The following is a 26,268-nucleotide window of genomic DNA, read 5'->3' as shown; positions in this document are numbered from 1 at the left end:
AAGGCAGTATTGCTTTCTTTAGTTATATCCCTTTGTTTTTAAATTATTTTATTGATTGGATAACGAGGGGTATACGTACTGGTATGGTTAGTAAAAGAGAATTGCGTAACAATTTTGCAAAATGTATTGGCGGGCAAGAAGGGCATTTGATACTTTTCGGCCAACCGTTTGGCGATTTTTATTGGCAATGAGAATGATTTGCGATTAAAAGACGCTGCAAAAAATAATGTGTCTCGACAGGGGAGACACAGTAAGAATCGACATAAGGTGGTCATCTGAATCACCAGAATAAATAAAGTCGGTGATAGCAATTAGTAACGATAAAGCAACCTGGCAGCAAAAAGTCTCCGAGCTGTACAGGTATCCTAATCCGGGATTACACATGCTGGTAAAAACCAGTAATTATAATGAGGGAGTCCAAAACACAATGACCAACATCACCAAGAGAAGTTTAGTGGCAGCAGGCGTTCTGGCTGCGCTTATGGCAGGGAATATCGCACTGGCAGCTGATGTACCTGCAGGAGTCACACTAGCGGAAAAACAAACGCTGGTACGCAACAATGGTTCTGAAGTTCAGTCATTAGATCCGCACAAAATTGAAGGGGTTCCTGAGTCTAATATCAGCCGTGACCTGTTTGAAGGTTTGCTGGTTAGCGATCTTGATGGTCATCCGGCCCCTGGCGTGGCTGAATCCTGGGATAACAAAGACGCTAAAGTCTGGACGTTCCACCTGCGTAAAGATGCGAAATGGTCTGACGGCACGCCAGTCACGGCACAAGACTTTGTGTATAGCTGGCAACGTTCTGTTGATCCGAACACCGCTTCTCCCTACGCAAGCTACTTACAATACGGGCATATTGCGGGTATTGATGAAATACTGGAGGGGAAGAAACCAATTACCGATCTCGGTGTTAAAGCCCTCGATGACCACACATTAGAAGTCACCTTAAGTGAACCTGTTCCGTACTTCTATAAGTTACTGGTTCACCCATCTACTTCCCCGGTGCCAAAAGCCGCTATTGAGAAATTTGGCGAAAAATGGACCCAGCCAGGCAATATCGTTACTAACGGCGCCTATACATTAAAAGATTGGGTTGTTAACGAACGTATCGTTCTTGAGCGCAGCCCGACCTACTGGAATAACGCTAAAACGGTAATTAACCAGGTGACCTATTTACCGATCGCTTCTGAAGTCACCGATGTTAACCGTTATCGTAGCGGCGAAATCGATATGACTTATAACAACATGCCGATCGAACTGTTCCAGAAACTGAAAAAAGAAATCCCGAACGAAGTTCACGTTGATCCATACCTGTGCACTTACTATTACGAGATTAACAACCAGAAACCGCCATTCAATGATGTGCGTGTGCGTACCGCACTGAAACTGGGTATGGATCGCGATATCATTGTTAATAAAGTCAAAGCGCAGGGCGATATGCCGGCCTATGGTTACACGCCACCATATACCGATGGCGCAAAACTGACGCAACCAGAATGGTTTGGCTGGAGCCAGGAAAAACGTAACGAAGAAGCGAAAAAACTGCTGGCAGAAGCGGGCTATACCGCAGACAAACCGCTAACGATTAATCTGTTATATAACACGTCCGATCTGCATAAAAAGCTGGCGATTGCCGCCTCTTCACTGTGGAAGAAAAATATCGGCGTGGACGTTAAACTGGTTAACCAGGAATGGAAAACATTCCTCGATACCCGCCACCAGGGTACTTTCGATGTGGCCCGTGCAGGCTGGTGTGCAGACTATAATGAACCAACTTCCTTCCTGAACACCATGCTGTCGAACAGTTCGATGAACACCGCGCATTATAAGAGCCCGGCCTTTGACAGCATTATGGCGGAAACCCTGAAAGCTACAGACGAGGCGCAGCGCACGGCGCTGTACACGAAAGCAGAGCAACAGTTGGATAAAGATTCGGCCATTGTTCCGGTTTATTACTACGTGAACGCGCGTCTGGTAAAACCGTGGGTTGGGGGTTATACCGGTAAAGATCCGTTGGATAATACCTACACCCGAAATATGTACATTGTGAAGCACTAATGGCAATGCGTGGGGCAGGTGTATCCTGCTCCACGGTGTCTGCTTTTTATCGCATTACAGAAGGCACAGGCCAGAAGGTACGGCAATGTTAAAATTTATTCTACGTCGCTGTCTGGAAGCGATTCCGACGCTATTTATTCTTATTACTATTTCGTTCTTTATGATGCGCCTCGCGCCGGGAAGTCCCTTTACCGGCGAACGTACGTTACCGCCAGAAGTAATGGCCAATATTGAAGCGAAATATCATCTTAATGATCCCATCATGACGCAGTATTTCAGCTATCTGAAACAACTGGCTCATGGCGATTTCGGCCCTTCATTTAAATATAAAGATTATTCGGTCAATGACCTGGTCGCATCCAGTTTCCCCGTTTCAGCAAAACTGGGCGCTGCTGCATTTTTCCTCGCAGTGGTACTGGGCGTTAGTGCTGGCGTTATTGCCGCATTAAAACAAAACACCAAATGGGACTATACCGTCATGGGATTGGCTATGACGGGAGTGGTTATACCAAGCTTTGTCGTTGCGCCATTATTAGTCATGATATTCGCGATCATTTTGCATTGGCTACCGGGCGGTGGCTGGAATGGTGGGGCGCTGAAATTTATGATCCTGCCGATGGTTGCCTTATCACTGGCTTATATCGCCAGTATTGCGCGTATCACCCGTGGATCGATGATTGAAGTTTTACACTCGAACTTCATTCGTACCGCACGCGCGAAAGGTCTGCCCATGCGGCGCATTATTTTCCGCCACGCATTAAAGCCCGCGTTGCTACCGGTGCTTTCTTATATGGGACCCGCATTTGTTGGCATTATCACCGGTTCTATGGTTATCGAAACCATTTACGGTTTGCCGGGCATCGGACAATTGTTTGTTAATGGTGCCTTGAACCGTGACTATTCATTGGTGTTAAGCCTGACCATTCTGGTTGGTGCTTTAACCATTTTGTTCAATGCCATTGTCGATGTGCTATATGCGGTTATCGACCCGAAAATCCGTTACTGATACTGGAGCTCGCGATGATGTTAAGTAAGAAAAACAGCGAGACGCTGGAGAATTTCAGTGAAAAGCTGGAGGTCGAAGGCCGCAGTTTATGGCAGGACGCACGTCGACGTTTTATGCATAACCGTGCAGCAGTGGCCAGTCTGATTGTACTGGTGCTTATTGCACTGTTTGTTATCCTGGCGCCGATGCTCTCGCAATTTGCCTATGACGACACCGACTGGGCGATGATGTCCAGCGCCCCGGATATGGAATCTGGTCACTACTTTGGTACTGACTCTTCCGGTCGCGATCTGCTGGTGCGCGTTGCCATTGGTGGGCGCATCTCATTAATGGTTGGTGTTGCTGCAGCGTTGGTGGCAGTAGTCGTAGGAACGCTTTATGGTTCACTTTCCGGTTATCTTGGCGGCAAGGTGGATTCCGTAATGATGCGCCTGCTGGAAATCCTCAACTCCTTTCCGTTCATGTTCTTCGTCATTTTGCTGGTGACCTTTTTCGGCCAAAACATCCTGCTGATTTTCGTAGCGATTGGGATGGTTTCCTGGCTGGACATGGCACGTATCGTGCGTGGTCAAACCCTTAGTCTGAAGCGCAAAGAGTTTATTGAGGCGGCACAAGTTGGCGGTGTATCTACGCCCGGCATTGTGATTCGCCACATTGTGCCGAACGTGCTTGGTGTGGTAGTGGTCTATGCCTCTCTGCTGGTACCCAGCATGATCCTCTTTGAGTCTTTTCTTAGCTTCCTGGGACTGGGTACGCAAGAGCCATTAAGTAGTTGGGGCGCATTGCTCAGTGATGGTGCGAACTCGATGGAAGTCTCTCCGTGGTTGCTGCTATTTCCGGCAGGTTTCCTTGTGGTGACACTGTTTTGTTTCAACTTTATCGGCGATGGCTTGCGTGATGCCCTCGACCCGAAAGATCGTTAAGGAGTGCAGCCATGAGCGTAATTGAAACTGCAACCGTGCCGCTCGCACAGCAACAGGCTGACGCACTGCTGAACGTGAAAGATTTGCGAGTGACATTTAGTACCCCGGACGGTGACGTCACGGCGGTCAATGATTTAAATTTTTCCCTGCGTGCCGGGGAAACGCTGGGTATCGTTGGCGAATCTGGCTCCGGTAAGTCGCAAACCGCGTTTGCTTTAATGGGGCTGCTGGCGGCTAACGGACGCATTGGTGGATCGGCAACCTTTAATGGGCGCGAAATCCTCAATCTGCCAGAACGTGAACTTAATAAACTGCGCGCTGAACAAATCTCGATGATTTTTCAGGACCCGATGACCTCGTTAAATCCATACATGCGCGTCGGCGAGCAGTTGATGGAAGTGCTGATGCTGCATAAAGGTATGGGCAAGGCCGAAGCGTTTGAAGAATCGGTACGAATGCTCGATGCGGTGAAAATGCCAGAAGCGCGTAAGCGCATGAAGATGTTCCCTCATGAGTTTTCTGGCGGCATGCGTCAGCGTGTGATGATTGCGATGGCGTTGCTGTGTCGACCTAAATTGCTGATTGCCGATGAACCGACTACTGCGCTGGACGTGACAGTACAGGCGCAGATCATGACGCTATTGAATGAACTGAAGCGGGAATTTAATACTGCCATTATCATGATCACCCACGATCTCGGTGTGGTTGCGGGGATCTGTGACAAAGTTCTGGTGATGTACGCTGGGCGCACGATGGAATATGGCAACGCGCGCGATGTCTTTTATGAACCCGTTCATCCTTATTCTATCGGTTTACTCAATGCGGTGCCGCGTCTTGATGCGGAAGGTGAAACTATGTTGACCATCCCGGGTAACCCGCCAAACCTGCTACGTTTGCCGAAAGGTTGCCCGTTCCAGCCGCGTTGTCCGTATGCGATGGAGATTTGCAGTAGCGCGCCGCCGCTGGAAGAGTTCACGCCAGGCCGACTGCGTGCCTGCTTTAAACCGGTGGAGGAACTGTTATGAATGCTGTAACCGAAGGAAGAAAAGTCCTCCTCGAAATTGCCGATTTGAAAGTGCACTTTGAGATCAAAGATGGCAAACAGTGGTTCTGGCAACCGCCGAAAACCCTTAAGGCCGTTGATGGTGTGACGCTCAGGTTATATGAAGGGGAAACGTTGGGCGTCGTAGGGGAATCAGGTTGTGGAAAGTCCACCTTTGCCCGTGCCATCATCGGTTTGGTCAAAGCTACCGACGGTCATGTTGCCTGGTTAGGTAAAGAGTTGCTGGGCATGAAGCCCGATGAATGGCGTGCCGTTCGCAGTGATATTCAGATGATTTTCCAGGACCCGTTGGCATCGCTAAACCCGCGTATGACCATCGGCGAGATCATCGCTGAACCGCTGCGTACCTATCATCCGAAAATGTCACGCCAGGAAGTTCGCGAGCGCGTGAAGGTGATGATGATGAAAGTCGGCTTGCTACCTAACCTGATTAACCGCTATCCGCATGAGTTCTCAGGCGGTCAGTGTCAGCGTATCGGGATTGCGCGTGCGCTTATCCTCGAACCGAAGCTGATTATCTGCGACGAACCGGTGTCGGCACTGGATGTGTCAATCCAGGCGCAGGTGGTGAATTTACTCCAGCAGTTGCAACGTGAGATGGGATTGTCATTAATTTTTATCGCTCACGATCTGGCCGTGGTAAAACACATTTCCGATCGCGTGTTGGTGATGTATCTCGGCCATGCGGTAGAGTTGGGGACGTATGATGAGGTCTACCACAATCCGTTGCATCCCTATACCAAAGCATTGATGTCGGCAGTCCCCATTCCAGACCCTGATCTGGAGAAGAATAAATCTATCCAGTTACTGGAAGGGGAATTACCGTCGCCCATCAACCCGCCTTCTGGTTGTGTGTTCCGCACTCGTTGCCCGATTGCCGGTCCGGAGTGTGCCAAAACACGACCTGTGCTGGAGGGGAGTTTCAGACATGCCGTTTCTTGCCTGAAAGTCGATCCGTTATAAACCGTTTAAGGGCTGGCAAATTGCCGGCCCTTTTTCATGGGAGGCGCAGGTGACAGGATATCTTTCAGGCTATCGCCAGCGGGTTTATCATTTTCTTTTTGATCGGCATACAAAAACCGGGAGAAGATGCGAGGCACTGTTTGGTTTCCTCGCACTGTTAAGCGTAGGCGTTGTTTTCATAGAATCCGGCATTGGATCGCAATTTCAGTTAACCTACGACGAATGGCATGTCTTTGTCTGGATAGAACTGTTCTTTACCTTCGTCTTCACGATCGAGTATTTCCTGCGAATATTAACCTGGCCGAATCCGGTACGTTATGTTTTTAGCTTTTGGGGATTTATCGATCTGACCACCATTTTGCCGCTGTATGTCATCTGGCTATGGCCTGAAATTGGTTTTACTTATTTATTTGCCTGGCGAGCGATGAGAGCTATTCGCGCGTTGCGAATTTTACGCCTTCTTCGTTTTATGCCAGCCTTAAACAGTTTATGGCGGGCGATAAAAAATGCCCGACATCAGTTGATTCTTTTTTATGCTTTTATTGCCATTGTGATGATCGTCGCTGGGGCGTTAATGTATGCCATAGAAGGCGCATCAAACGGATTTAACTCGCTGGGTACAGCGGTTTACTGGGCGATAGTGACCGTGACCACCGTTGGATATGGCGATATTACGCCGCATACTGAGGCAGGAAGGATGGTGGCCTCGGTATTAATCTTGATTGGCTACTCAGTCATTGCAATTCCGACGGGGATTATTACTGCGCAACTCACCAGTGAACTTGAACAGACTAAAAAACTTCTCTGTTGTCCTAAATGCAATACCCAACATCATGCACACGATGCGAAGTATTGTCGTATTTGTGGCAATGAACTGGGAGGAGGGGAAAGGTAGATGTGTAAAAGGAAGAACGGATGTGACGCAGCTACGTCACATCCGATGGCAAGCGTTATTCCCGCCAGATAATATGGCATAGTTTGTGATCTTTTTCGCGGCATAACAAAATACGGGCGAAAATATCGTTGATTTCGCCATCTTCACTGTCTGCCAGACCAATCACCACTTCGGCAAAAAAGTCCGGGTTCAAGTCGAAATCAACATGTTCCTGCCAGTCTTCCGCCGGATCAAATAACTCTGCACCACCGCGCTCTTCAAACTGCAGATTGAACAACAGAACATCAGCCGGATCGAGATTATCAGCGGCCAGTTCGAGAAAAATATCGTAGGCCTGCTCAAGCGTTTCATCTTCAGTCAGGCGATTGTTTAAATCCATATCCATAGTCACTACCTGTTTAATCTCTGTTGGCGACGTTTTACAGCAACGGGCTGAAGAAGTAAAACAGTCGCTCGGCGACACGTTGCCAGAGTGGACGTTTTAACCACAGCCGCGCATCGAGCAGACGCGAACGAGAAATGTAGTCGTCCTGAACGGCAGCCAGATCGGCACCAAAACCTTTATCGTCGATAGCCAGCGTGATTTCAAAATTCAGCCACAGACTACGCATGTCGAGGTTAACGGTGCCAACCAGACTTAATTCGCCATCGACCAGCACGCTCTTGGTATGCAGTAACCCACCTTCAAACTGATAAATCTTAACCCCAGCAGCAAGTAGTTCTGTAAAGAATGCGCGACTGGCCCAGCCTACCAGCATTGAGTCATTTTTCCTCGGCAAAATAATACTGACATCAACCCCGCGTTGCGCCGCCGTGCAGATTGCGTGAAGTAAATCATCGCTGGGGACGAAGTAGGGCGTCGTCATGATTAAATATTCACGAGCTGAATAAGCTGCAGTCAGCAAAGCCTGGTGGATCAGGTCTTCCGGGAATCCCGGGCCGGAAGCGATGGTATGAATCGTATGACCGCTGGCCTGCTCGAACGGCATAATATTGACATCAGGCGGTGGTGGTAAAATACGTTTTCCCGTCTCAATCTCCCAGTCGCAAGAGTAGATAATTCCCATCGCGGTGGCGATAGGGCCTTCCATGCGAGCCATCAGATCAATCCATTGTCCTACGCCCGCATCCTGTTTGAAGAAGCGCGGATCGACCATATTCATGCTGCCGGTGTAGGCAATGTAGTTATCGATCATGATCATCTTGCGGTGCTGGCGCAGGTCCATGCGGCGTAAGAATACGCGCATCAGGTTAACCTTTAAGGACTCGACCACTTCGATACCGGCATTTCGCATTAACTCTGGCCACGGGCTACGGAAAAAAGTAACACTCCCTGCAGAGTCGAGCATTAATCGGCAATGAATACCGCGTCGTGCTGCGGCCATCAAAGATTCTGCCACCTGGTCTGCCATACCGCCTGGTTGCCAGATATAAAACACCATCTCAATGTTATGGCGAGCGAGTTGAATGTCGCGGATTAACGCCTGCATCACATCATCAGACTCGGTCATCAGTTGCAGTTGATTACCCTTGACCCCGGCGATCCCCTGACGACGCTCACAGAGCTTGAATAACGGTCCAGCGACGCTGCTATTTTCTTCAGCAAAAATATGCTTACAGGCTTTAAGATCGTTAAGCCATTTCGCCGTGGAAGGCCACATCGCTCTGGCGCGTTCGGCACGGCGTTTGCCTAAGTGGAGTTCGCCAACAGCCAGATAAGCAATAATTCCGACCAACGGCAGAATGTAAATGATCAACAGCCAGGCCATGGCGGAGGGAACTGCGCGTCGTTTCATTAGAATGCGTAAAGTTACGCCTGCAATGAGCAACCAGTATCCCAGAATGGCCAACCAACTCACCAACGTATAAACGGTTGTCATAGATTAGAAATCCTTTTGAAAGCGCATTGTTATGAGTTTACGCATATGGATTCATCTGGCAAATAAAAACGCGGTAAAAGCACTGGTCAGCGTCGGGACCGGGGGTATAATGACCGCTCTGTTATTGCATAGAGTAGTTAACATGAAGCGGAGTAGAACGGAAGTGGGGCGCTGGCGCATGCAGCGTCAGGCTAGCCGACGGAAATCGCGTTGGCTTGAGGGGCAGTCACGCCGAAATATGCGGATCCACAGCATCAGGAAGTGCCTTCTAAACAAACAGCGAAACTCGTTATTGTTTGCGATCTACAATATCTAAATGTTCTGGGCACCAACGCGGTGCCCATTAAGATTATCTTTCCGCCGTTAAAATCTATTTTTGCGCAGATTCATTGTTGTCAGTTTTGGCTTCGTCGTCATTGTTATCGCTGAAAATGCCATGCCCGGAGTTCAGCAACATCGAGACGAGCATGTCATTATTAATTTCTTCCCCATTGAGAATACGCGCCAGTATCTCGCTACCAAATAGCTGCGGTGAAAGAATAATATCCGGATGCACCATCTTAATCTTATTCAGGTTTTTGCTATCACTGACGGCAAGCACGGTTTTAACATCTTTGCTCATATCTTTCGCCGACAGAACGACAAAAGCATTATCGGCGTCATTATCACTTAACGCCAGAATAGCCCGACAGTGATCAATTCCCGCTTTTTTTAGTACTGAACTGTCATTGCTGTCACCGGGGATAACATCGGCATTGTCACCGAGTCTTTGTTCAAGCTGTTTTATGTCATCCTCTGGCAGGTTGCTGATAACCGTGACGTTTTGTCCGCGTTGATTCAGTTGCAGAATCGTGTTGATTGCCAGAATGGAATGCCCGCAAACAATAAAGTGATCTTTACGACGCATTGTATGATTGTTTCCTTTCACAAGTTTATTGAATCCTCCGCGGATAAGCGGGCCGAAAATCGAGGTCATGGAGGTGGCAAAAACGGTAATACCGGAAATAATGACCGAAATAGTAAACAGGCGCGCTGATTCAGAAACCGGGACGATATCGCCGTAGCCCACGGTTGACATAGTTTCTATCGAAAAATAGAACGCGGTCATTAGACTCTCTATTCGCGGATTAAAACCTTCGCTTAAATAAAGGGCGCCGTAGGTAGAGTAAAACAGTAACGTCGTAAAACTAATAAAAGCAAAAATTGTCCCGGCTGCAGCACTACTGTGAGAGAAGTCTTTACGCAGCACCAACAAAATTATCAAGGTAAAGATGCAAAAACCAATGCTGAATTTCAGCCAGGGATAAAAGTGCAGGGTGTAAATCAGCGTTATCAGCAATAAAATGATACTGATAGCCCATGCCAGCTTTGCCCGAAATAGCAAGCCGATCGAGTTCAAAACAAGAAAGACGCCGAGCATAAACAGTGGCGCATTGGCCAGCAAGGAGAGGTCAAGTTCTGAAAACGCCTGGATATGGAAAATATCGAGCAGATTGACCGACATGCCATAAATTGTTTTAAAAATAAGCAATCCATTTGAAAGGACCGCCAGCGCGATAACATCGTGCCGCAGGGTCACCCATAAATTTACCGCTGTTTGCTTGAATGTAGCCCAGTGACTCACTGATACCTCTGTAACCACAATTTTGTTTAATTATCTTCACGCGTACAGAATGTGAAAAACATGCGGCACGTGAATGTGTTAAACCATAGTAGATGACTTTATCCGCAGCAATCAAAGGTTTTGATTGATCAAAACCGAATCAGGCAGAGAAATTTTGTCATTTTTAGACGGAGATGCCGAGGGTATATAGGGAGATACAGATAAAGTTATTATCTGTTTGTGGTGGTGGATTGGGGGCATCGGTAAATATAAAGAAAAAACAAGAGCACGGTTTCTGTCACCGCGCCCCTGGATGTTGATATTCAGAACACTTTCTTAAAGGGTTTCACGGAAACGTGCTCATAGACTCCCGCTGCCACGTACGGATCGGCATCTGCCCATGCCTGGGCTGCTTCCAGCGATTCAAATTCAGCAATAACGGTTGAGCCAGTAAATCCTGCGGCGCCTGGATCGTTACTGTCTACCGCTGGCATTGGACCGGCGGTCAGCAGACGCCCTTCATCATGCAGTAACTGCAAACGCGCTAAATGTGCCGGACGAACGGAAAGGCGCTTTTCGAGGCTATCGGCTTTGTCTTGAGCGTAAATAACATACAACACGGGCACAACTCCTTGTTCGGAAAAGTTATAAAGTACGTTATTTGAAAGGGCGAAGATCTGCAACGGAAAGATGATGTCTTTGTTAAGGCGTCACTAAAAGTAAGGTTAACAGCGCCAAAAATTGCGTTTTCACTGATCCTGATCGCCTTGCCTTATTGAATATGATTGCTATTTGCATTTAAAATCGAGGCCTGGTTTTTTTACTGAAACGATTATGACTTCAATGACCCTTGATTTACCTCGCCGCTTCCCCTGGCCGACGTTACTTTCGGTCTGCATTCATGGTGCTGTTGTGGCGGGTCTACTCTATACCTCGGTACATCAGGTTATTGAACTACCTGCGCCCGCGCAGCCGATTTCTGTCACCATGGTTGCCCCGGCCGAACTTGAGCCGCCACAAGCCGTTCAACCGCCGCCGGAACCAGTGGTGGAGCCAGAACCGGAGCCTGAGCCGATACCAGAACCGCCAAAAGAAGCTCCGGTAGTCATTGAAAAGCCGAAGCCGAAACCTAAGCCAAAACCGAAGCCGGTGAAAAAGGTACAGGAGCAGCCGAAACGTGATGTCAAACCGGTAGAGTCACGTCCGGCGTCACCGTTTGAAAATACGGCACCAGCTCGCCCGACATCAAGTACGGCAACGGCTGCAACCAGCAAACCGGTCACAAGTGTCGCGTCTGGTCCACGGGCATTAAGCCGTAATCAACCGCAGTATCCGGCGCGCGCGCAGGCACTACGCATTGAAGGGCAGGTTAAAGTTAAATTTGACGTCACACCGGATGGTCGCGTGGATAACGTACAAATTCTTTCAGCCAAACCGGCGAACATGTTTGAGCGCGAAGTGAAAAACGCGATGCGCAGATGGCGTTATGAGCCGGGCAAACCCGGAAGTGGGATTGTGGTAAATATCCTGTTTAAAATTAACGGCACCACCGAAATTCAATAACCTGAAAATCAAAAGCCTCCAACCTGGAGGCTTTTGACTATTACTCTACAGGTAAGGCACGAGGCTTTCCTTCAGGGTCGACGGCAACATACTTAAATAACGCTTCCGTCGCTTTATAGCGCTGCCCAATCGGCTCAGACGCCACTTTTTTCACCCATACTTCAATATTAATGCTGACTGATGTCGTCCCTTTTTGGAGACAGCGCGCATAGCAGCACACCACATCACCAACCGCAACTGGTCGTAAGAAAGTCATTCCTTCAACCCGCACGGTCACGACGCGACCGTGGGCAATTTCTTTTGCCAGAATGGCACCGCCAATATCCATCTGCGACATCAACCAACCACCAAAGATATCGCCATTGGCATTGGTATCGGCAGGCATGGCTAAAGTACGTAAAACAAGATCGCCCTGAGGGACGTTAGGTGTTGTAGACATGGTAAAACCGACATAAAAGGAAAATCACAGGCGCGATGCTACTATGATTTTCCAAATGAGAACAGAGGATATGCAGCGCCGGCCCCGAAGGGCCGGCAGACAGATTATGATTTATCTTCCTGCGGCATATGGCGGTAGATATAAATACCGCTTAACAGTGTGAAGATTAAGGTGAGGGCGGTCAGACCGAACACTTTGAAGTTGACCCAAATGTTTTGCGGTAGCCAGAATGCGATGTAGATATTCGCCAAGCCGCAAAGAATAAAGAAGACTGCCCAGGCCAGATTCAGTTTCGACCACACCGGCTGCGGTAGAGTGAGTTCTTTACCCAGCATGCGCTGAATCAGCGGCTTTTTCATTACCCATTGGCTAACCAACAAAGCACCGGCAAACAGAGCGTAGATGACAGTGACCTTCCATTTAATAAACTCATCATTGTGGAAGAACAGCGTCAGACCACCGAAAACAACCACCAGAACGAAGGTGATCAGGGCCATCTTCTCAACTTTCCGGAAGCGAACCCAGCTATAAATAAGCACAATCGCCGTGGCGACGATGAGCGCCGCAGTTGCCGCATAGATGTCATAAATTTTGTAGAACGCGAAGAAGACAACCAGCGGTAAAAAATCAAGAAACTGCTTCATTTTACGATTCCGTAATCAAATACTTCAGGTTATTGGCGAATCAACATGTACAGGCGGAACAGATAGATAAGCAATACGGCTGAAATCAGGTTGCTTAAGGTATTCGCCAGTACGGCACCAATTTCCGGGGTTAATGCGGCAAACGAAGAGGCAAACAGCAGCAACAGTGTTTTTGCCAGTAACCAGCTTAGTACTGCAGGTGCCACCAGACGCATATTCGCCCATGTCAGCCGCATACTGCTGCGCATAGAGGCGAAAACGCCCATTTTATCCTGCACCAACATCACCGGCGCCAGTGCCAGTAAAATGGCCATTAAAATTCCCGGAACGACCACCAGCATGATGCCAATCTGTACTAAAAGGGTAGTCAGAAAAATCAGAATAAATAACTTTGGCAATATCGGCGCACTGGCACCAATAGCGCGTAGCGCACTGACTCTCTGACCCGCGGACACCAGTTGGATGATTAATATTACGCCTCCGGCGAGTATGGCGTTACCGATTAATCCTGAAAAAGTGGACGCAGCGGAAGCACGCAGCAAAATTTGTTGCTGTTCCGGGGACATATTTTGCACCAGATCGAACAACCCACCGCCGCCACTAACGGGCGCGCCGTCATTGAGCTGCGCAAGCTGTGCGTCACTGGGTGAGAAAACATGTCCTAACACCACTGTGATAAATGCACAAAGCAACGATACCAACAGAATGGTCATAAATTGATTACGGAAGAAATTTCCGGTGTCACGGTATACGGACTGCGCCGTGATAGACATGCACTCTCCTTGAGTTTTATGCAGGTGTTAATTAGCGGGCAATTGTACCCTGGTTATCCCTTCAGTGGCAGCATCACGACTTGTATGGAAAAGCATATCTTTGTAAAGCGCAGGTAATCCACAGCGTGCGTGGGTGCGATCACAGGATCCATTGCTTTCTCCGGACACGACAAATTCCTGACAAGCAGAAGGGCTGTTTGCATAAATACCGCAACTTACCGCCTGCTTAAAAGGCCAATAAGGTAGCAAAAGAATACTTTTGGAGATGGAAAGCATTCAAATTGATTTGAATCACATTAACCAGGATTTGCGATACAACTTCTAAATTAATCCAGATCAATAAATGGTCATTTAGCGAATGCAATGTGATCTATGTAGGATCATTTGTTACTCCAATGTAGGTATATTCGTCACGTTTTTATAACCATAACGACGGAGCGAATATGAAAAAATTAACAGTGGCGGCATTGGCAGTCAGTACACTTCTCTCTGGTAGCGTCTATGCTCACGAAGCAGGCGAGTTCTTTATTCGTGCAGGTTCGGCAACGGTACGTCCAACGGAAGGCGCGGATGGAACTCTGGGAAGCCTGGGTGGCTTTAGCGTGACCAATAACACCCAACTGGGCCTGACCTTCACCTATATGGCGACTGATAACATTGGTGTGGAATTGCTGGCGGCATCGCCGTTTCGTCATAAGGTTGGCACAGCCACAACTGGAGATATTGCGACAGTCCACCATTTACCGCCAACACTGATGGCACAATGGTATTTTGGCGATTCCGGCAGTAAATTCCGTCCTTACATTGGTGCGGGTATTAACTACACTACCTTTTTTAATAATGACTTCAATGACACCGGTGAAGGTCTTGGTTTATCCGACCTTAGTCTGAAGGATTCATGGGGCGTGGCGGGACAAGTAGGTCTGGATTATCTCATCAACCGTGACTGGTTGCTTAATATGTCGGTCTGGTACATGGATATCGACACTGAGGTGAAATATAAATCCAATGGCGCAGTGCTGCCTGCAGGACGCTATTCTGACAACGTACGCCTCGACCCATGGGTATTTATGTTCTCTACGGGTTACCGCTTCTAATTTTTTACCATCAATAAACCGCCAGATATATTCTGGCGGTTTGTCTCAAATTAACTTCGTGTAGCTGCTTTCATCGGTTGTACAAAAGCTTTCAGTGCTTCCAGCATTTTTTCTGGCTGATTAATATGTTGCTCGATGATTTTAACAATTGCAGAACCAGAAATCGCGCCCGCAGCTCCTGCATCAATTGCTGCTTTTACCTGATCTGGGGCGAAAATACCAAAGCCCTGCAATGGAGGCGCAGCATTGTATTCTTTCAGCTTCGTGACCAGATGATTGAGCGGTAATGCCGCGCGGTTTTCCGCTCCGGTCACGCCCGCACGCGACAGTAAATAGGTGTAACCACGACCGTAAGAGGCAATCTGGCGTAGCAAATCATCATCAGCATTCGGCGGGCAGATAAAGATAGGCGCGACATTATGACGGAGTGCTGCCTGGCGGAAGGGCGCAGACTCTTCCACTGGCACGTCGGCAACCAGCACCGAATCGACGCCGACTTTTTCACATTGAGCGTAAAACTCATCAATGCCTTTGTTAAACACCAGGTTGGCATACATCAGCAGGCCAACAGGAATGGTCGGATGTTTTTGACGAATCAGTGCCAGCATCTCAAAGCACTGCGCCGGGGTCACACCCGCCGCAAAGGCACGCAGTGTGGCGTTTTGAATCGTCGGGCCATCTGCCAGTGGGTCGGAGAAGGGGATGCCTAACTCCAGCGCGTCAGCACCGGCTTCGATCAACGTATCGATAATTTTCAGCGACTGCTCAATGCCCGGATCACCGAGTGTGACGAAAGGAACAAATGCGCCTTCTTTGCGCTCCTTCAGCTGGGCAAACAGAGATTCGTAGCGTTCCATCAGATTTCCCCTCGTGCTTTCAAAATATCGTGAACGGTGAAGATGTCTTTATCGCCGCGACCGGAAAGGTTAACCACCAGTAGCTGCTCTTTTTCCGGGTTTTCGCGCATCATTTTCAGCGCATGGGCCAGAGCGTGGGAGGATTCCAGCGCCGGGATAATCCCTTCGTGCAGGCACAGCGTTTTAAAGGCTTCCAGTGCTTCATCATCGGTAATTGAAACATAATCAGCGCGACCGATGCTGTTGAGATATGCGTGTTGCGGGCCGACGGACGGGAAATCCAGCCCGGCAGAAATGGAGTAAGATTCTTCAATCTGCCCGTCTTCGGTCTGCATCATCGGCGCTTTCATACCGAAATAAATGCCCACGCGACCATGTTTTAATGGTGCGCCGTGCTCGCCGGTTTCGATACCGTGACCACCAGGCTCTACGCCAATCAGGCCGACGTCGGTTTCGTTGATGAAATCAGCAAACATGCCAATGGCATTCGAACCGCCGCCAACACAGGCGATAACGGCATCCGGCAGGCGACCTTCTCTTTCCAGAATCTGTGCTTTGGTTTCTTCGCCAATCATCCGCTGAAACTCACGCACAATGGTCGGATAAGGATGCGGGCCGGCTGCGGTGCCCAGCATATAGTGCGCGGTTTCATAACTGCCGGACCAGTCGCGTAGCGCCTCGTTACAGGCATCTTTCAGCGTCGCGGAACCGCTATGTACCGGGATCACTTCCGCCCCCATTAAGCGCATACGAAAAACGTTAGGCGACTGGCGTTCAACGTCTTTGGCACCCATATAAATACGGCATTTCAGGCCGAGCAGGGCGCTGGCAAGTGCCGAGGCCACGCCATGCTGACCAGCACCGGTTTCGGCGATGATTTCGGTTTTACCCATCCTCTTCGCCAGTAAAGCCTGGCCCAGCACCTGGTTGGTTTTATGCGCGCCGCCGTGCAGCAAATCTTCGCGCTTCAGATACAGCGTGGTGTTCGTGCCAGCCGTAATGTTCTGGCATTTGGTCAGCGCGGTTGGGCGCCCGGCATAGTTTTTCAGCAGGTCGTTGAACTGGGCCTGAAATTCAGGATCTTTTTGCGCGCTGACAAAAGCTTCTTCCAGCTGGCGCAGAGCAGGCATCAGGATTTGTGGCACGTACATGCCGCCAAACTCACCAAAATACGGGTTAAGTAATGTTGTCATTGTTCCTTTCCTTAATATGCGCGCAGCGTCTGGAAAACCGAGGCCAAAAGACGTGCGTCTTTGATGCCCGGTTGCGACTCTACAGCAGAATTAAAATCAAGCCCGGCGCAGCCGGTTTGTGCCGCTTCCACGCAGTTATCTGCGCCTAAGCCACCCGCCAGCAGGACGTTGCCAAGCGATTGACCGTTTAACAGTGACCAGTCGAAACGTTGCCCGCTTCCACCCTGGCCGTTGTCGAAAACATATTTATCGACGTGCTGAAAATCGCGCGCGGGAAGAGTTTCACCGACGCTCAATGCTTTCCAGATGGCAACGTTAGCGGGCAGCACGTCACGCAGTGCGTCGATATATTGCTGATCTTCATTACCATGCAGTTGCACTGCTGCCAGCGATAACGCGTTAGCTTTGTCCACCACATCGGCAATATCGTGATTGCGGAATACGCCAACGTATTGCAACGGTGCCGCAGCCATCACTTCCTGCGCCTGTTCAACGCTGACGCAACGCGGTGACGTTGTAACAAATATCAATCCACCGTAAATCGCGCCCGCGTCATAAGCGGCTCTGGCATCTTGTGGGCGAGTCAGGCCACACACTTTATTCTCACCCAGCAACACCCGGCGCACGGCGGCGTTCAAATCGTCATGGGCCATCAACGCCGAACCAATTAAAAAGCCGTTAGCGAAGTGGCTTAACTCACGTACCTGAGCGTAAGTATTGATGCCGGATTCGCTGATTACCGTCACGTTGTGTCCCAGTTTCGGCGCAAGCTCGCGGGTACGGTTGAGATCAATCGACAAATCACGCAGATCGCGGTTGTTGATGCCGACAACTTTTGCCCCCAACGCAATGGCGCGATCCAGCTCCTCTTCATTACTGACTTCGGTCAGTACGCCCATTTCCAGACTGTGGGCGACGGCAGCGAGCTGGCGATATTGTTCGTCGTCCAGCACAGAAAGCATTAATAAGCAGGCATCGGCCTGGTAATAGCGCGCCAGATAGATCTGGTAAGGGTCGATAATAAAGTCTTTACATAAAATCGGCTGCGGGGCGATTTGGCTGACGATGGGGAGGAAATCAAAGCTCCCCTGGAAATATTTCTCATCGGTCAGCACCGAAATTGCCGAAGCGTAATGTTTATAAATCGAGGCAATGCGTGCCGGATCGAAATCATCACGAATCACGCCTTTTGACGGCGACGCTTTTTTGCACTCCAGAATAAACGCCGTGCGCGCGCCTTGTAGCGCATCATAAAAATGTCGCGTGCTCGGCTGAACCTCATTCTGAAAACTGGCCAGCGGTTGCTGCTGTTTGCGGGCTTCTACCCAAATCGCCTTGTCTGCGACGATTTTCGCTAAAACGGTTTGCATCATTTACCCTCGTGCCGCCAGTGCGGTGACTCTGTCGTAAGCGGAACCACTGCGCAGTACCTCAAGAACGGTTTGCGCATTGGCTTGCAGATCTTCATGGCCATGCAGGCGCATTAACATGGCGACGTTCGCAGCGACGGCTGCTTCATGGGCGGCGTCGCCTTTACCTTGTAACAAGCGTGTTAAAATGTCACGGTTTTCTTCCGGTGTTCCGCCTGCCAGTTGCTCCTGGTGGTAGGGCGTCAGGCCAAAATCTTCAGCGGTCAATTGATAGCTCTTAATTTCGCCGTCATGCAGCTCGGCAACGATTGTCGGCGCGTGTAATGAAACTTCATCCATCCCGCCGCTGTGCACCACCGCCGCGCGTTGATACCCCAGCACGCGCAAGGTTTCGGCAATCGGCAGCACCAGTTCCGGGCTGTAGACACCAATTAACGCCAGTGGAGGATGCGCCGGGTTAATCAGTGGCCCCAGCACGTTGAACAGGGTGCGAGTTTTCAGTTGCTGGCGAACCGGCATCGCGTGGCGGAATCCGGTGTGATATTTCGGCGCAAAGAGGAAACAGACGCCTAACTCATCCAGCGCCTGGCGCGATTTATCGGCATTCATATCAAGATTAATACCGAACGCCGCCAGCAGATCCGACGAGCCAGATTTACTGGAGACGCTGCGGTTACCGTGTTTCGCCACTTTCAGCCCACAGGCCGCGGCGACAAACGCACTGGCGGTAGAAATATTGATACTGTTGCTGCCGTCACCGCCGGTACCGACGATATCGGCAAACAGATAATCAGGGCGCGGGAACGGCGCGGCGTTTTCCAGCAGCGCGGTTGCTGCTCCGGCGATTTCGTTTGGGTGCTCGCCGCGAATTTTCATGCTCACCAGCGCCGCCGCCAGCTGTTCTGGCTTCAGCTCGCCACGCACCACCGCTGAAAAAAGCTGGTGGCTTTCTTGTTGGCTAAGCGTCTGCGCCTGATACAGTTTTTCCAGAATCGGTTGCAGCGTGTTGGTTGGCTCTAGTTTCTGCTGCGCCCAGGCCAGCGTTTGTTCCAGCAGGCGAGCGCCCTGGGTAGTGAGAATGGATTCCGGATGGAACTGGAATCCGCAAACGCGATCCGCATCGTGACGCACCGCCATCACCATGCCATTAAAATGGGCGTTGATGGTTAAACCTGCCGGAATGTTACTGCCAACCAGCGAGTGATAACGCGCCACCGGCAGCGGGTTTGTTAATCCGGCAAACATCGCCTGACCGTCATGTTCAATGCTCGACGCTTTACCGTGAAGAATTTCGCCCGCCTGACCGACATAGCCCCCGTAAGCTTCGACAATCGCCTGATGTCCGAGGCAAATGCCAATGATTGGCAGCTTGCCACGCAAGCGGGTGAGCAGTTCTGGCATACATCCCGCTTCACTCGGCACCCCTGGCCCCGGAGAAAGCATCAGCACCGGATTGCTCATGGTCGCCAGACGTTCAATTAAGGTCTGCGCCGGAATATGGTTGCGGTAAATCACCACGTTATGACCATTGCTGCGCAACTGATCTGCCAGGTTGTAAGTAAAAGAGTCGATATTATCGAGCAGCAGAATGTCAGCCATTAGAACGTCTCCTGTGCATGATGCGCGGTGGCAATAGCGCGCAGTACAGCGCGGGCTTTATTACGGGTTTCGTCGGCTTCCGACTGCGGAACAGAATCAAGGACTACGCCAGCACCGGCTTGCACGGTGGCGATACCGTTTTCCACCAGCGCCGAGCGGATGACAATGCAGGTGTCGAGATCGCCATGCGCGGTGAAATAACCTACCGCGCCGCCGTAGCTGCCGCGGCGACGACCTTCCGCCTCGGCAATTAACTGCATAGCGCGTACTTTCGGCGCACCGCTTAACGTCCCCATATTCATACAGGCGCGATAAGCGTGCAGGGCGTCAAGATCGTGACGCAGTTCGCCGACTACGCGAGAGACGAGGTGCATCACATAGGAATAACGGTCAACCTTGGTGAGATCGGCGACGTAGCGGCTGCCAGGGGTGCAAATGCGTGCCAGATCATTACGGGCGAGATCCACCAGCATCAGATGTTCAGACAGCTCTTTATGGTCGGTACGCATCTCCAGTTCGATGCGGCTGTCGAGATCTCTGTCCAGTGAACCATCGGCGCGACGACCGCGTGGGCGTGTTCCGGCAATCGGGTAGATCTCAATCTGGCGGTTGGTGGCGTCATACTTGAGCGAACTTTCCGGCGACGCGCCAAACAGGGTGAAATCATTATCCTGCATAAAAAACATGTACGGGCTGGGATTACTCTTTTTCAGCACGTAATAGGCCGCCAGCGGTGACGGGCAGGGCAGAGAGAAACGGCGAGATGGCACCACCTGGAAAATTTCTCCGGCGCGAATCGCTTTTTGCAACAAACGCACTACGCCACCGAACTCTTCATCGCTCTGATTACATTCACAACGCATATGCGGCACGGAAACCACCGGCAGCGGCGGCGCGGCTTCGGTCAGTTGCTGACGTAGTTCGTTCAGGCGAGCAGTGAGACGTTGTTTTTCTTCTTCATTCGGAGCAAACAGGCTGGCCTGAATGCGGGTGCTTTTTTTCTGATGGTCAATCACCATCAGCGTTTCAGCGAGATAAAAACAGAAATCAGGGCAGTTATTTTCCGCTGACAATTGCGGTAAATCTTCAAACCCCGCAACAAGGTCGTAAGAGAACAGGCCGCCGAAGAACATTGCTTCTCGTTCTTCCTTCGGTACATTCAACAGATTCTGCAATAAGCGGAAAGCGTCAAAAACCGAAAGGGAGCATAAGCGAGCGTCTTCATCCAGCAGTGGACTGACAGGGGGGAAGCGCAGCACACGGCAGTTTGGTGATTGTTCATTTTCCACACCCGCAGGCAGGGCGTTATCCAGTAGTGTCAACAGGGCTTCGCCATTGCGTGAGAGTGCTTTAATTGTGACAGTGTCACCTAATGCTGTAATGCGTAGCGCACTGTCTACCAGCAGCAGGCTTTTTAAATCATCTTTGCTGTCGATATCTGCGGATTCCAGCAGCAGCGTTGCCGGACGATCCCCACACATCTGGTGAAAAAGCGCGGTCGGGTTGTCGCGATAAGCGCCTTCGCAGGTTAGCAGTTCGAGAGTCGGTTTTTGTGTTTGCATTGTTATTCTCTAATTTTGTTCAAAAAAAAGCCCGCTTATAAGGCGGGCTGGGTATCTGATTGCTTTACGCATGGTGAATACACTGCCCGTTTCAGGAAGTGCGCCACCAACCTTTCAGTACGAAAATCGCTTTCATTGTCGATACCCTTTTTACGTGAACTTGCGTACTAGTTAACTAGTTCGATGGTTAATTGTCAACAGCTCATTTCAGAATATTTGCCAGAACCGTTATGATGTCGGTGCCAAAAACATTATCCAAAACGGGAGTGCGCCTTGAGCGACACGAATTACGCAGTGATTTACGACCTGCACAGCCACACCACAGCTTCCGATGGCTGCCTGACGCCAGAAGCATTGGTGCACCGTGCAGTCGAGATGCGCGTTGGCACCCTGGCGATCACCGACCATGACACCACAGCTGCAATCGCGCCAGCAAGAGAGGAAATTTCACGTTCGGGACTGGCGCTGAATCTTATTCCCGGCGTGGAAATTTCCACGGTCTGGGAAAATCATGAAATTCATATTGTCGGGCTGAATATTGATATTACTCATCCGCTAATGTGTGAGTTCCTCGCGCAGCAGACAGAACGGCGCAATCAGCGGGCGCAGCTAATTGCCGAAAGACTTGAAAAAGCGCAAATACCAGGGGCGCTGGAAGGCGCGCAACGACTGGCGCAGGGCGGCGCGGTGACGCGCGGTCATTTTGCGCGTTTCCTGGTGGAGTGCGGCAAAGCCAGTTCAATGGCGGATGTCTTTAAAAAGTATCTGGCGCGCGGGAAAACCGGATACGTTCCGCCACAGTGGTGTACAATAGAACAAGCTATTGATGTCATTCATCATTCTGGCGGTAAGGCGGTGCTAGCTCATCCTGGGCGGTACAATCTTAGTGCTAAATGGCTGAAAAGATTGGTTGCGCATTTTGCCGAACACCACGGCGACGCGATGGAAGTCGCGCAGTGCCAGCAATCGCCCAATGAACGCACCCAGCTGGCGACACTTGCCCGCCAGCATCATTTATGGGCATCACAAGGATCTGATTTTCATCAGCCATGCCCGTGGATCGAACTGGGTCGTAAACTCTGGCTGCCCGCAGGCGTTGAAGGCGTCTGGCAGCTATGGGAACAGCCGCAGAACACCACAGAGAGGGAATTATGAGCCAGTTTTTTTATATTCATCCTGATAACCCGCAGCAACGTCTGATCAACCAGGCGGTGGAGATCGTGCGTAAAGGCGGGGTGATTGTTTATCCAACTGATTCCGGCTATGCGCTCGGCTGTAAAATTGAAGATAAAAACGCGATGGAGCGTATTTGTCGTATTCGCCAGCTGCCGGACGGTCACAACTTTACCCTGATGTGTCGCGATCTTTCTGAACTCTCGACCTATTCATTCGTGGATAACGTTGCGTTTCGTTTAATGAAAAACAACACGCCGGGCAACTATACCTTCATCCTGAAGGGGACGAAGGAAGTGCCACGCCGTCTGTTGCAGGAAAAACGCAAAACCATTGGGATGCGTGTGCCTTCTAACCCGATTGCGCAGGCGTTGCTTGAAGTTTTGGGCGAACCGATGCTTTCCACATCGCTGATGCTACCGGGCAGCGAATTTACCGAATCCGATCCGGAAGAAATTAAAGACCGTCTGGAAAAACAGGTGGATTTGATTATCCACGGCGGCTATCTCGGGCAGAAACCGACAACGGTCATTGATCTTACCGATGATACGCCGGTCGTGGTGCGTGAAGGCGTAGGTGATGTGAAGCCTTTCTTATAACAAATTGCGTTCCACGGATGGAAGACTATGGCAGGGATATATCGCTGCATTTTGCTGTTGATAGTTGGGCTTTTTTTCTCTTCGTTGAGTTATGCGAAAAACACGGAGCTCCCTTCATATGAAGAAGGGAGCTCGCTCTTTGGTGTTGAAGCCACTCTGCAACTGGATGGGGTGCTCGACATCAAAGAGAACATTTATTTTCAGGCGCGAGCAGCTTAAGCACGGATTTTCTCGTGATTTACCGCGACTATGGATGCAGTCTAATGGGGACGCTGCACTGCTGAACTATCGTATTGTTGGCGTCACCCGTGACGGCGTTCCTGAACCCTGGCATCTTGACTGGCATATCGGGTTAATGAGTATTGTCGTGGGCGATAAACAACGTTTCTTGCCTCAAGGCGACTATCATTATCAAATTCATTATCAGGTTAAAAATGCTTTCCTGCGCGAGGGTGATTCTGACCTGCTAATCTGGAACGTGACCGGTAACAACTGGCCGTTTGAAATCTATAAGACTCGATTTTCACTCAAGTTCTCTAATATTGCGGGTAATCCATTTAATGAAATCGATCTCTTTACCGGAGATGAGGGCGACACATATCGAAATGGCCGCATCCTTGAGGACGGAAGAATTGAATCCCGCGATCCGTTTTATCGTGAAGACTTCACGGTACTCTACCGCTGGCCTCATGCCTTGCTGGATAATGCCCCGGCACAACACACGACGAATATTTATAGCCATCTTTTTTGGCCCTCAACATCGTCTCTTATCATTTGGTTACCGTGTTTGCTCCTGGTATGTGGATGGTTATATCTCTGGATGCGCAGGCCGCAATTTACGCCGGTAGATGTGATTGAAACCGATGTCATTCCGCCAGATTACACGCCCGGCATGTTACGTCTCGATGCGAAACTGGTTTACGACGATAAAGGTTTTTGTGCCGATATCGTAAATCTGATTGTGAAAGGAAAAATTCATCTGGAAGATCAGTATGACAAAAATCAGCAAACCCTGATTCGTGTTAATGAAGGCGCGACCAGAAATAATGCGGTATTACTGCCCACCGAACAGTTATTACTGGAAGCGCTATTTCGTAAAGGCGATAAGGTCGTCCTTACGGGGAGGCGCAACAGAGTCTTACGCAGAGCATTTTTACGGATGCAGAAATTTTATCTGCCGCGTAAAAAGTCTTCGTTTTACCGACCTGATGCGTTTTTGCAATGGGGCGGAATGGCGATATTGGCGGTCATTCTCTACGGTAACCTGAGTCCCGTAGGTTGTGCAGGAATGAGTCTGGTGGGCGATATGTTTATTATGATCTGCTGGCTTCTTCCTTTTTTATTTTGTTCCCTTGAGCTTTTGTTTGCCCGCGATGATGACAAGCCTTGCGTTAATCGTGTAATCATCACTTTGTTTTTACCACTGATTTGTTCAGGCGTGGCCTTCTATTCTCTCTATATCAATGTCGGAGATGTATTCTTTTACTGGTATATGCCAGCGGGTTATTTTAGCGCTGTTTTCCTGACCGGTTATCTCACTGGCATGGGGTATATTTTTCTGCCAAAGTTTACTCAAACTGGGCAGCAACGTTATGCCCACGGTGAAGCTATCGTTAACTATCTTGCGCGTAAAGAGGAGGCAACACACAGTGGGCGGCGGCGGAAAGGGGAAACACGGAAACTGGATTACGCGTTGTTAGGTTGGGCTATATCGGCAAATTTGGGGAGGGAATGGGCGTTACGCATTGCCCCTTCGCTTTCTTCGGCGATTTGTGCCCCAGAGATTGCCCGTAACGGCGTTTTATTATCATTGCAGACGCACCTGAGTTGCGGGGCCTATACCAGTTTGTTGGGGCGGAGCTATTCCGGTGGTGGTTCTGGCGCTGGTGGCGGAGGCGGTTGGTAACCAAATCGACGTTAATCGAAACAAGCTTTAACCATAAAGATAGTGTAGTATGTTGCGCCTCAAAGCCAGGCCGATAAACGTCGAGTCGTTTACTTAAGGCCTGAAGAGTTCAAACAGACTTTACTATCAGTGAGTCAGATGTAAGTTCTGACTCATTGTTGCACAAAAGCATATCAGACGCCTGGGAAGGCGACACCAAAAGGAAGCTCAATGAGCGAAAAGTTACAGAAAGTGCTGGCGCGTGCCGGCCACGGTTCTCGCCGTGAAATCGAATCTATTATTGAAGCCGGTCGTGTGAGTGTTGATGGCAAAATTGCTAAACTCGGCGATCGCGTTGAAGTTACCCCTGGGCTGAAAATCCGTATCGATGGTCATCTGATTTCGGTACGTGAGTCCGCTGAACAAATTTGTCGCGTTCTGGCCTATTACAAGCCGGAAGGTGAGTTGTGTACACGTAATGACCCGGAAGGGCGTCCGACCGTGTTCGATCGTCTGCCGAAGCTGCGCGGTGCGCGCTGGATTGCCGTGGGTCGTCTGGACGTTAATACCTGCGGTCTGTTGCTGTTTACCACCGATGGTGAACTGGCAAACCGTTTAATGCACCCCAGCCGTGAAGTTGAACGTGAATATGCCGTGCGTGTATTTGGTCAGGTTGACGACGCGAAACTGCGCGATTTAAGTCGTGGCGTGCAACTGGAAGATGGTCCGGCAGCCTTTAAAACCATCAAGTTCAGCGGTGGTGAAGGGATTAACCAGTGGTACAACGTGACTCTGACCGAAGGTCGTAACCGTGAGGTTCGTCGTCTTTGGGAAGCGGTTGGTGTGCAGGTAAGTCGCCTGATCCGTGTGCGTTACGGTGATATTCCACTGCCGAAAGGTCTGCCACGCGGCGGCTGGACAGAGCTGGATCTCGCCCAGACTAACTATCTGCGTGAACTGGTGGAACTGCCGCCAGAAACCAGCTCTAAAGTCGCTGTAGAAAAAGATCGTCGTCGCATGAAGGCAAATCAAATTCGACGTGCGGTGAAACGCCATAGCCAGGTCAGCGGTGGTCGTCGTTCTGGCGGACGTAATAATAACGGTTAATTTTAGATAAGTATA

Annotated in this window: 25 protein-coding genes, 2 pseudogenes and 1 other annotated feature; of the genes and pseudogenes, 13 read left to right on the top strand and 14 right to left on the bottom strand. The window is 50.0% G+C overall.

Features of this window, described 5'->3' with window-relative positions; genetic code table 11:
- The first annotated feature begins 427 nt into the window (after positions 1 to 427).
- The 6 genes from oppA (at position 428) to D9597_RS12900 (ending at position 6,909) form a co-directional block, all read left to right on the top strand.
- Entirely contained in the window at positions 428 to 2,059 is a 1,632-nt protein-coding gene (gene oppA, locus D9597_RS12925; RefSeq protein WP_130208890.1) for an oligopeptide ABC transporter substrate-binding protein OppA, read from the top strand.
- An 85-nt stretch (positions 2,060 to 2,144) separates the two neighbouring features.
- Positions 2,145 to 3,065: an oligopeptide ABC transporter permease OppB gene (oppB, locus tag D9597_RS12920; RefSeq protein WP_001516507.1), complete on the top strand. Its 921-nt coding sequence runs from the start codon at positions 2,145 to 2,147 to the stop codon at positions 3,063 to 3,065.
- A gap of 14 nt (positions 3,066 to 3,079) precedes the next feature.
- Complete coding sequence (oppC, locus tag D9597_RS12915) at positions 3,080 to 3,988, top strand: oligopeptide ABC transporter permease OppC (RefSeq protein ID WP_000979659.1); 909 nt, start codon at positions 3,080 to 3,082, stop codon at positions 3,986 to 3,988.
- Positions 3,989 to 3,999: 11 nt separating this feature from the next.
- The gene (gene oppD / locus D9597_RS12910; protein WP_130208888.1) at positions 4,000 to 5,013 is read left to right on the top strand and encodes a murein tripeptide/oligopeptide ABC transporter ATP-binding protein OppD; all 1,014 of its coding nucleotides are present in this window, start codon (positions 4,000 to 4,002) and stop codon (positions 5,011 to 5,013) included.
- On the top strand, positions 5,010 to 6,014 hold the full coding sequence (gene oppF / locus D9597_RS12905) for a murein tripeptide/oligopeptide ABC transporter ATP-binding protein OppF (protein WP_130222797.1): 1,005 nt from the start codon (positions 5,010 to 5,012) through the stop codon (positions 6,012 to 6,014). The genes oppD and oppF overlap by 4 nt, the downstream gene beginning before the upstream one ends.
- A 49-nt stretch (positions 6,015 to 6,063) precedes the next feature.
- Entirely contained in the window at positions 6,064 to 6,909 is an 846-nt protein-coding gene (locus tag D9597_RS12900) for an ion transporter (RefSeq protein ID WP_130222795.1), read from the top strand.
- A 55-nt stretch (positions 6,910 to 6,964) separates the two neighbouring features.
- On the opposite strand, the gene D9597_RS12895 is transcribed toward D9597_RS12900, so the two are convergent.
- A complete protein-coding gene (locus D9597_RS12895) occupies positions 6,965 to 7,294 on the bottom strand; it encodes an HI1450 family dsDNA-mimic protein (RefSeq protein ID WP_000366958.1) in 330 nt (109 codons plus the stop codon).
- Positions 7,295 to 7,328: 34 nt separating this feature from the next.
- Positions 7,329 to 8,789 carry a cardiolipin synthase gene (gene cls / locus D9597_RS12890; RefSeq protein ID WP_130222793.1) on the bottom strand — a complete coding sequence of 487 codons (1,461 nt, stop codon included), beginning with the start codon at positions 8,787 to 8,789 and terminating at the stop codon, positions 7,329 to 7,331.
- A 142-nt stretch (positions 8,790 to 8,931) separates the two neighbouring features.
- Between cls and D9597_RS12885 the strand changes: the two genes are divergently transcribed.
- The gene (locus tag D9597_RS12885) at positions 8,932 to 9,105 is read left to right on the top strand and encodes a YciY family protein (protein ID WP_122983112.1); all 174 of its coding nucleotides are present in this window, start codon (positions 8,932 to 8,934) and stop codon (positions 9,103 to 9,105) included.
- Between the two features lie 54 nt (positions 9,106 to 9,159).
- On the opposite strand, the gene kch is transcribed toward D9597_RS12885, so the two are convergent.
- Together kch and D9597_RS12875 are read right to left on the bottom strand one after the other, a co-directional pair.
- Positions 9,160 to 10,413, bottom strand: a complete 1,254-nt coding sequence (kch, locus tag D9597_RS12880; protein WP_130222791.1) for a voltage-gated potassium channel protein — start codon at positions 10,411 to 10,413, stop codon at positions 9,160 to 9,162.
- A gap of 302 nt (positions 10,414 to 10,715) precedes the next feature.
- A complete protein-coding gene (locus D9597_RS12875) occupies positions 10,716 to 11,012 on the bottom strand; it encodes a YciI family protein (RefSeq protein ID WP_000967595.1) in 297 nt (98 codons plus the stop codon).
- Positions 11,013 to 11,235: 223 nt separating this feature from the next.
- On the opposite strand from D9597_RS12875, the gene tonB reads away from it, so the two are divergent.
- Positions 11,236 to 11,955 carry a TonB system transport protein TonB gene (gene tonB / locus D9597_RS12870; RefSeq protein ID WP_064528843.1) on the top strand — a complete coding sequence of 240 codons (720 nt, stop codon included), beginning with the start codon at positions 11,236 to 11,238 and terminating at the stop codon, positions 11,953 to 11,955.
- 40 nt (positions 11,956 to 11,995) lie between these two features.
- On the opposite strand, the gene yciA is transcribed toward tonB, so the two are convergent.
- From yciA to D9597_RS23330, 4 genes and pseudogenes are all read right to left on the bottom strand, one after another.
- Positions 11,996 to 12,394: an acyl-CoA thioester hydrolase YciA gene (gene yciA / locus D9597_RS12865; protein WP_130208879.1), complete on the bottom strand. Its 399-nt coding sequence runs from the start codon at positions 12,392 to 12,394 to the stop codon at positions 11,996 to 11,998.
- Between the two features lie 104 nt (positions 12,395 to 12,498).
- Positions 12,499 to 13,038 carry a septation protein A gene (locus D9597_RS12860; protein WP_000808667.1) on the bottom strand — a complete coding sequence of 180 codons (540 nt, stop codon included), beginning with the start codon at positions 13,036 to 13,038 and terminating at the stop codon, positions 12,499 to 12,501.
- A gap of 29 nt (positions 13,039 to 13,067) precedes the next feature.
- On the bottom strand, positions 13,068 to 13,811 hold the full coding sequence (locus D9597_RS12855; RefSeq protein WP_130208877.1) for a YciC family protein: 744 nt from the start codon (positions 13,809 to 13,811) through the stop codon (positions 13,068 to 13,070).
- 27 nt (positions 13,812 to 13,838) lie between these two features.
- A pseudogene (locus D9597_RS23330) lies at positions 13,839 to 14,036 on the bottom strand (YkgJ family cysteine cluster protein); the annotation flags it as partial.
- A 218-nt stretch (positions 14,037 to 14,254) separates the two neighbouring features.
- On the opposite strand from D9597_RS23330, the gene ompW reads away from it, so the two are divergent.
- Positions 14,255 to 14,908, top strand: a complete 654-nt coding sequence (gene ompW, locus D9597_RS12850) for an outer membrane protein OmpW (RefSeq protein ID WP_130222789.1) — start codon at positions 14,255 to 14,257, stop codon at positions 14,906 to 14,908.
- A gap of 50 nt (positions 14,909 to 14,958) precedes the next feature.
- Here ompW and trpA read toward each other — a convergent pair whose 3' ends face one another.
- The 6 genes from trpA to trpL form a co-directional block, all read right to left on the bottom strand.
- Entirely contained in the window at positions 14,959 to 15,765 is an 807-nt protein-coding gene (trpA, locus tag D9597_RS12845) for a tryptophan synthase subunit alpha (RefSeq protein ID WP_130222787.1), read from the bottom strand.
- Positions 15,765 to 16,958, bottom strand: a complete 1,194-nt coding sequence (gene trpB, locus D9597_RS12840) for a tryptophan synthase subunit beta (RefSeq protein WP_000209509.1) — start codon at positions 16,956 to 16,958, stop codon at positions 15,765 to 15,767. The genes trpA and trpB overlap by 1 nt, the downstream gene beginning before the upstream one ends.
- An 11-nt stretch (positions 16,959 to 16,969) precedes the next feature.
- Positions 16,970 to 18,331 carry a bifunctional indole-3-glycerol-phosphate synthase TrpC/phosphoribosylanthranilate isomerase TrpF gene (gene trpCF, locus D9597_RS12835; protein WP_205712911.1) on the bottom strand — a complete coding sequence of 454 codons (1,362 nt, stop codon included), beginning with the start codon at positions 18,329 to 18,331 and terminating at the stop codon, positions 16,970 to 16,972.
- Positions 18,332 to 19,927, bottom strand: a complete 1,596-nt coding sequence (gene trpD / locus D9597_RS12830; RefSeq protein ID WP_000763524.1) for a bifunctional anthranilate synthase glutamate amidotransferase component TrpG/anthranilate phosphoribosyltransferase TrpD — start codon at positions 19,925 to 19,927, stop codon at positions 18,332 to 18,334.
- Entirely contained in the window at positions 19,927 to 21,489 is a 1,563-nt protein-coding gene (gene trpE, locus D9597_RS12825; protein WP_130222785.1) for an anthranilate synthase component I, read from the bottom strand. The genes trpD and trpE overlap by 1 nt, the downstream gene beginning before the upstream one ends.
- Before the next feature lie 21 nt (positions 21,490 to 21,510).
- Positions 21,511 to 21,604 (bottom strand) — a sequence feature (Trp leader region).
- The gene (gene trpL / locus D9597_RS12820; RefSeq protein WP_001700591.1) at positions 21,581 to 21,625 is read right to left on the bottom strand and encodes a trp operon leader peptide; all 45 of its coding nucleotides are present in this window, start codon (positions 21,623 to 21,625) and stop codon (positions 21,581 to 21,583) included. (Overlaps the previous feature by 24 nt.)
- 137 nt (positions 21,626 to 21,762) lie before the next feature.
- On the opposite strand from trpL, the gene rnm reads away from it, so the two are divergent.
- From rnm to rluB, 4 genes and pseudogenes are all read left to right on the top strand, one after another.
- Entirely contained in the window at positions 21,763 to 22,644 is an 882-nt protein-coding gene (rnm, locus tag D9597_RS12815) for an RNase AM (protein ID WP_001285663.1), read from the top strand.
- Positions 22,641 to 23,261 (top strand): L-threonylcarbamoyladenylate synthase, encoded by a 621-nt coding sequence (locus D9597_RS12810; protein WP_001516499.1) that lies wholly within the window; start codon positions 22,641 to 22,643, stop codon positions 23,259 to 23,261. Before rnm ends, D9597_RS12810 begins: the two co-directional genes overlap by 4 nt.
- Positions 23,262 to 23,288: 27 nt before the next feature.
- Positions 23,289 to 25,167, top strand: a pseudogene (locus D9597_RS12805) (DUF2207 domain-containing protein).
- Positions 25,168 to 25,377: 210 nt separating this feature from the next.
- Positions 25,378 to 26,253, top strand: a complete 876-nt coding sequence (rluB, locus tag D9597_RS12800; protein WP_001291217.1) for a 23S rRNA pseudouridine(2605) synthase RluB — start codon at positions 25,378 to 25,380, stop codon at positions 26,251 to 26,253.
- Positions 26,254 to 26,268: the final 15 nt, after the last annotated feature.

This window comes from Escherichia sp. E13S3 (assembly GCF_004212325.1).
In the GTDB taxonomy this organism is placed as follows: domain Bacteria; phylum Pseudomonadota; class Gammaproteobacteria; order Enterobacterales; family Enterobacteriaceae; genus Escherichia.
Note: the sequence above shows the minus strand (reverse complement) of the source record. Positions and strands in the feature narration are given on the sequence as shown.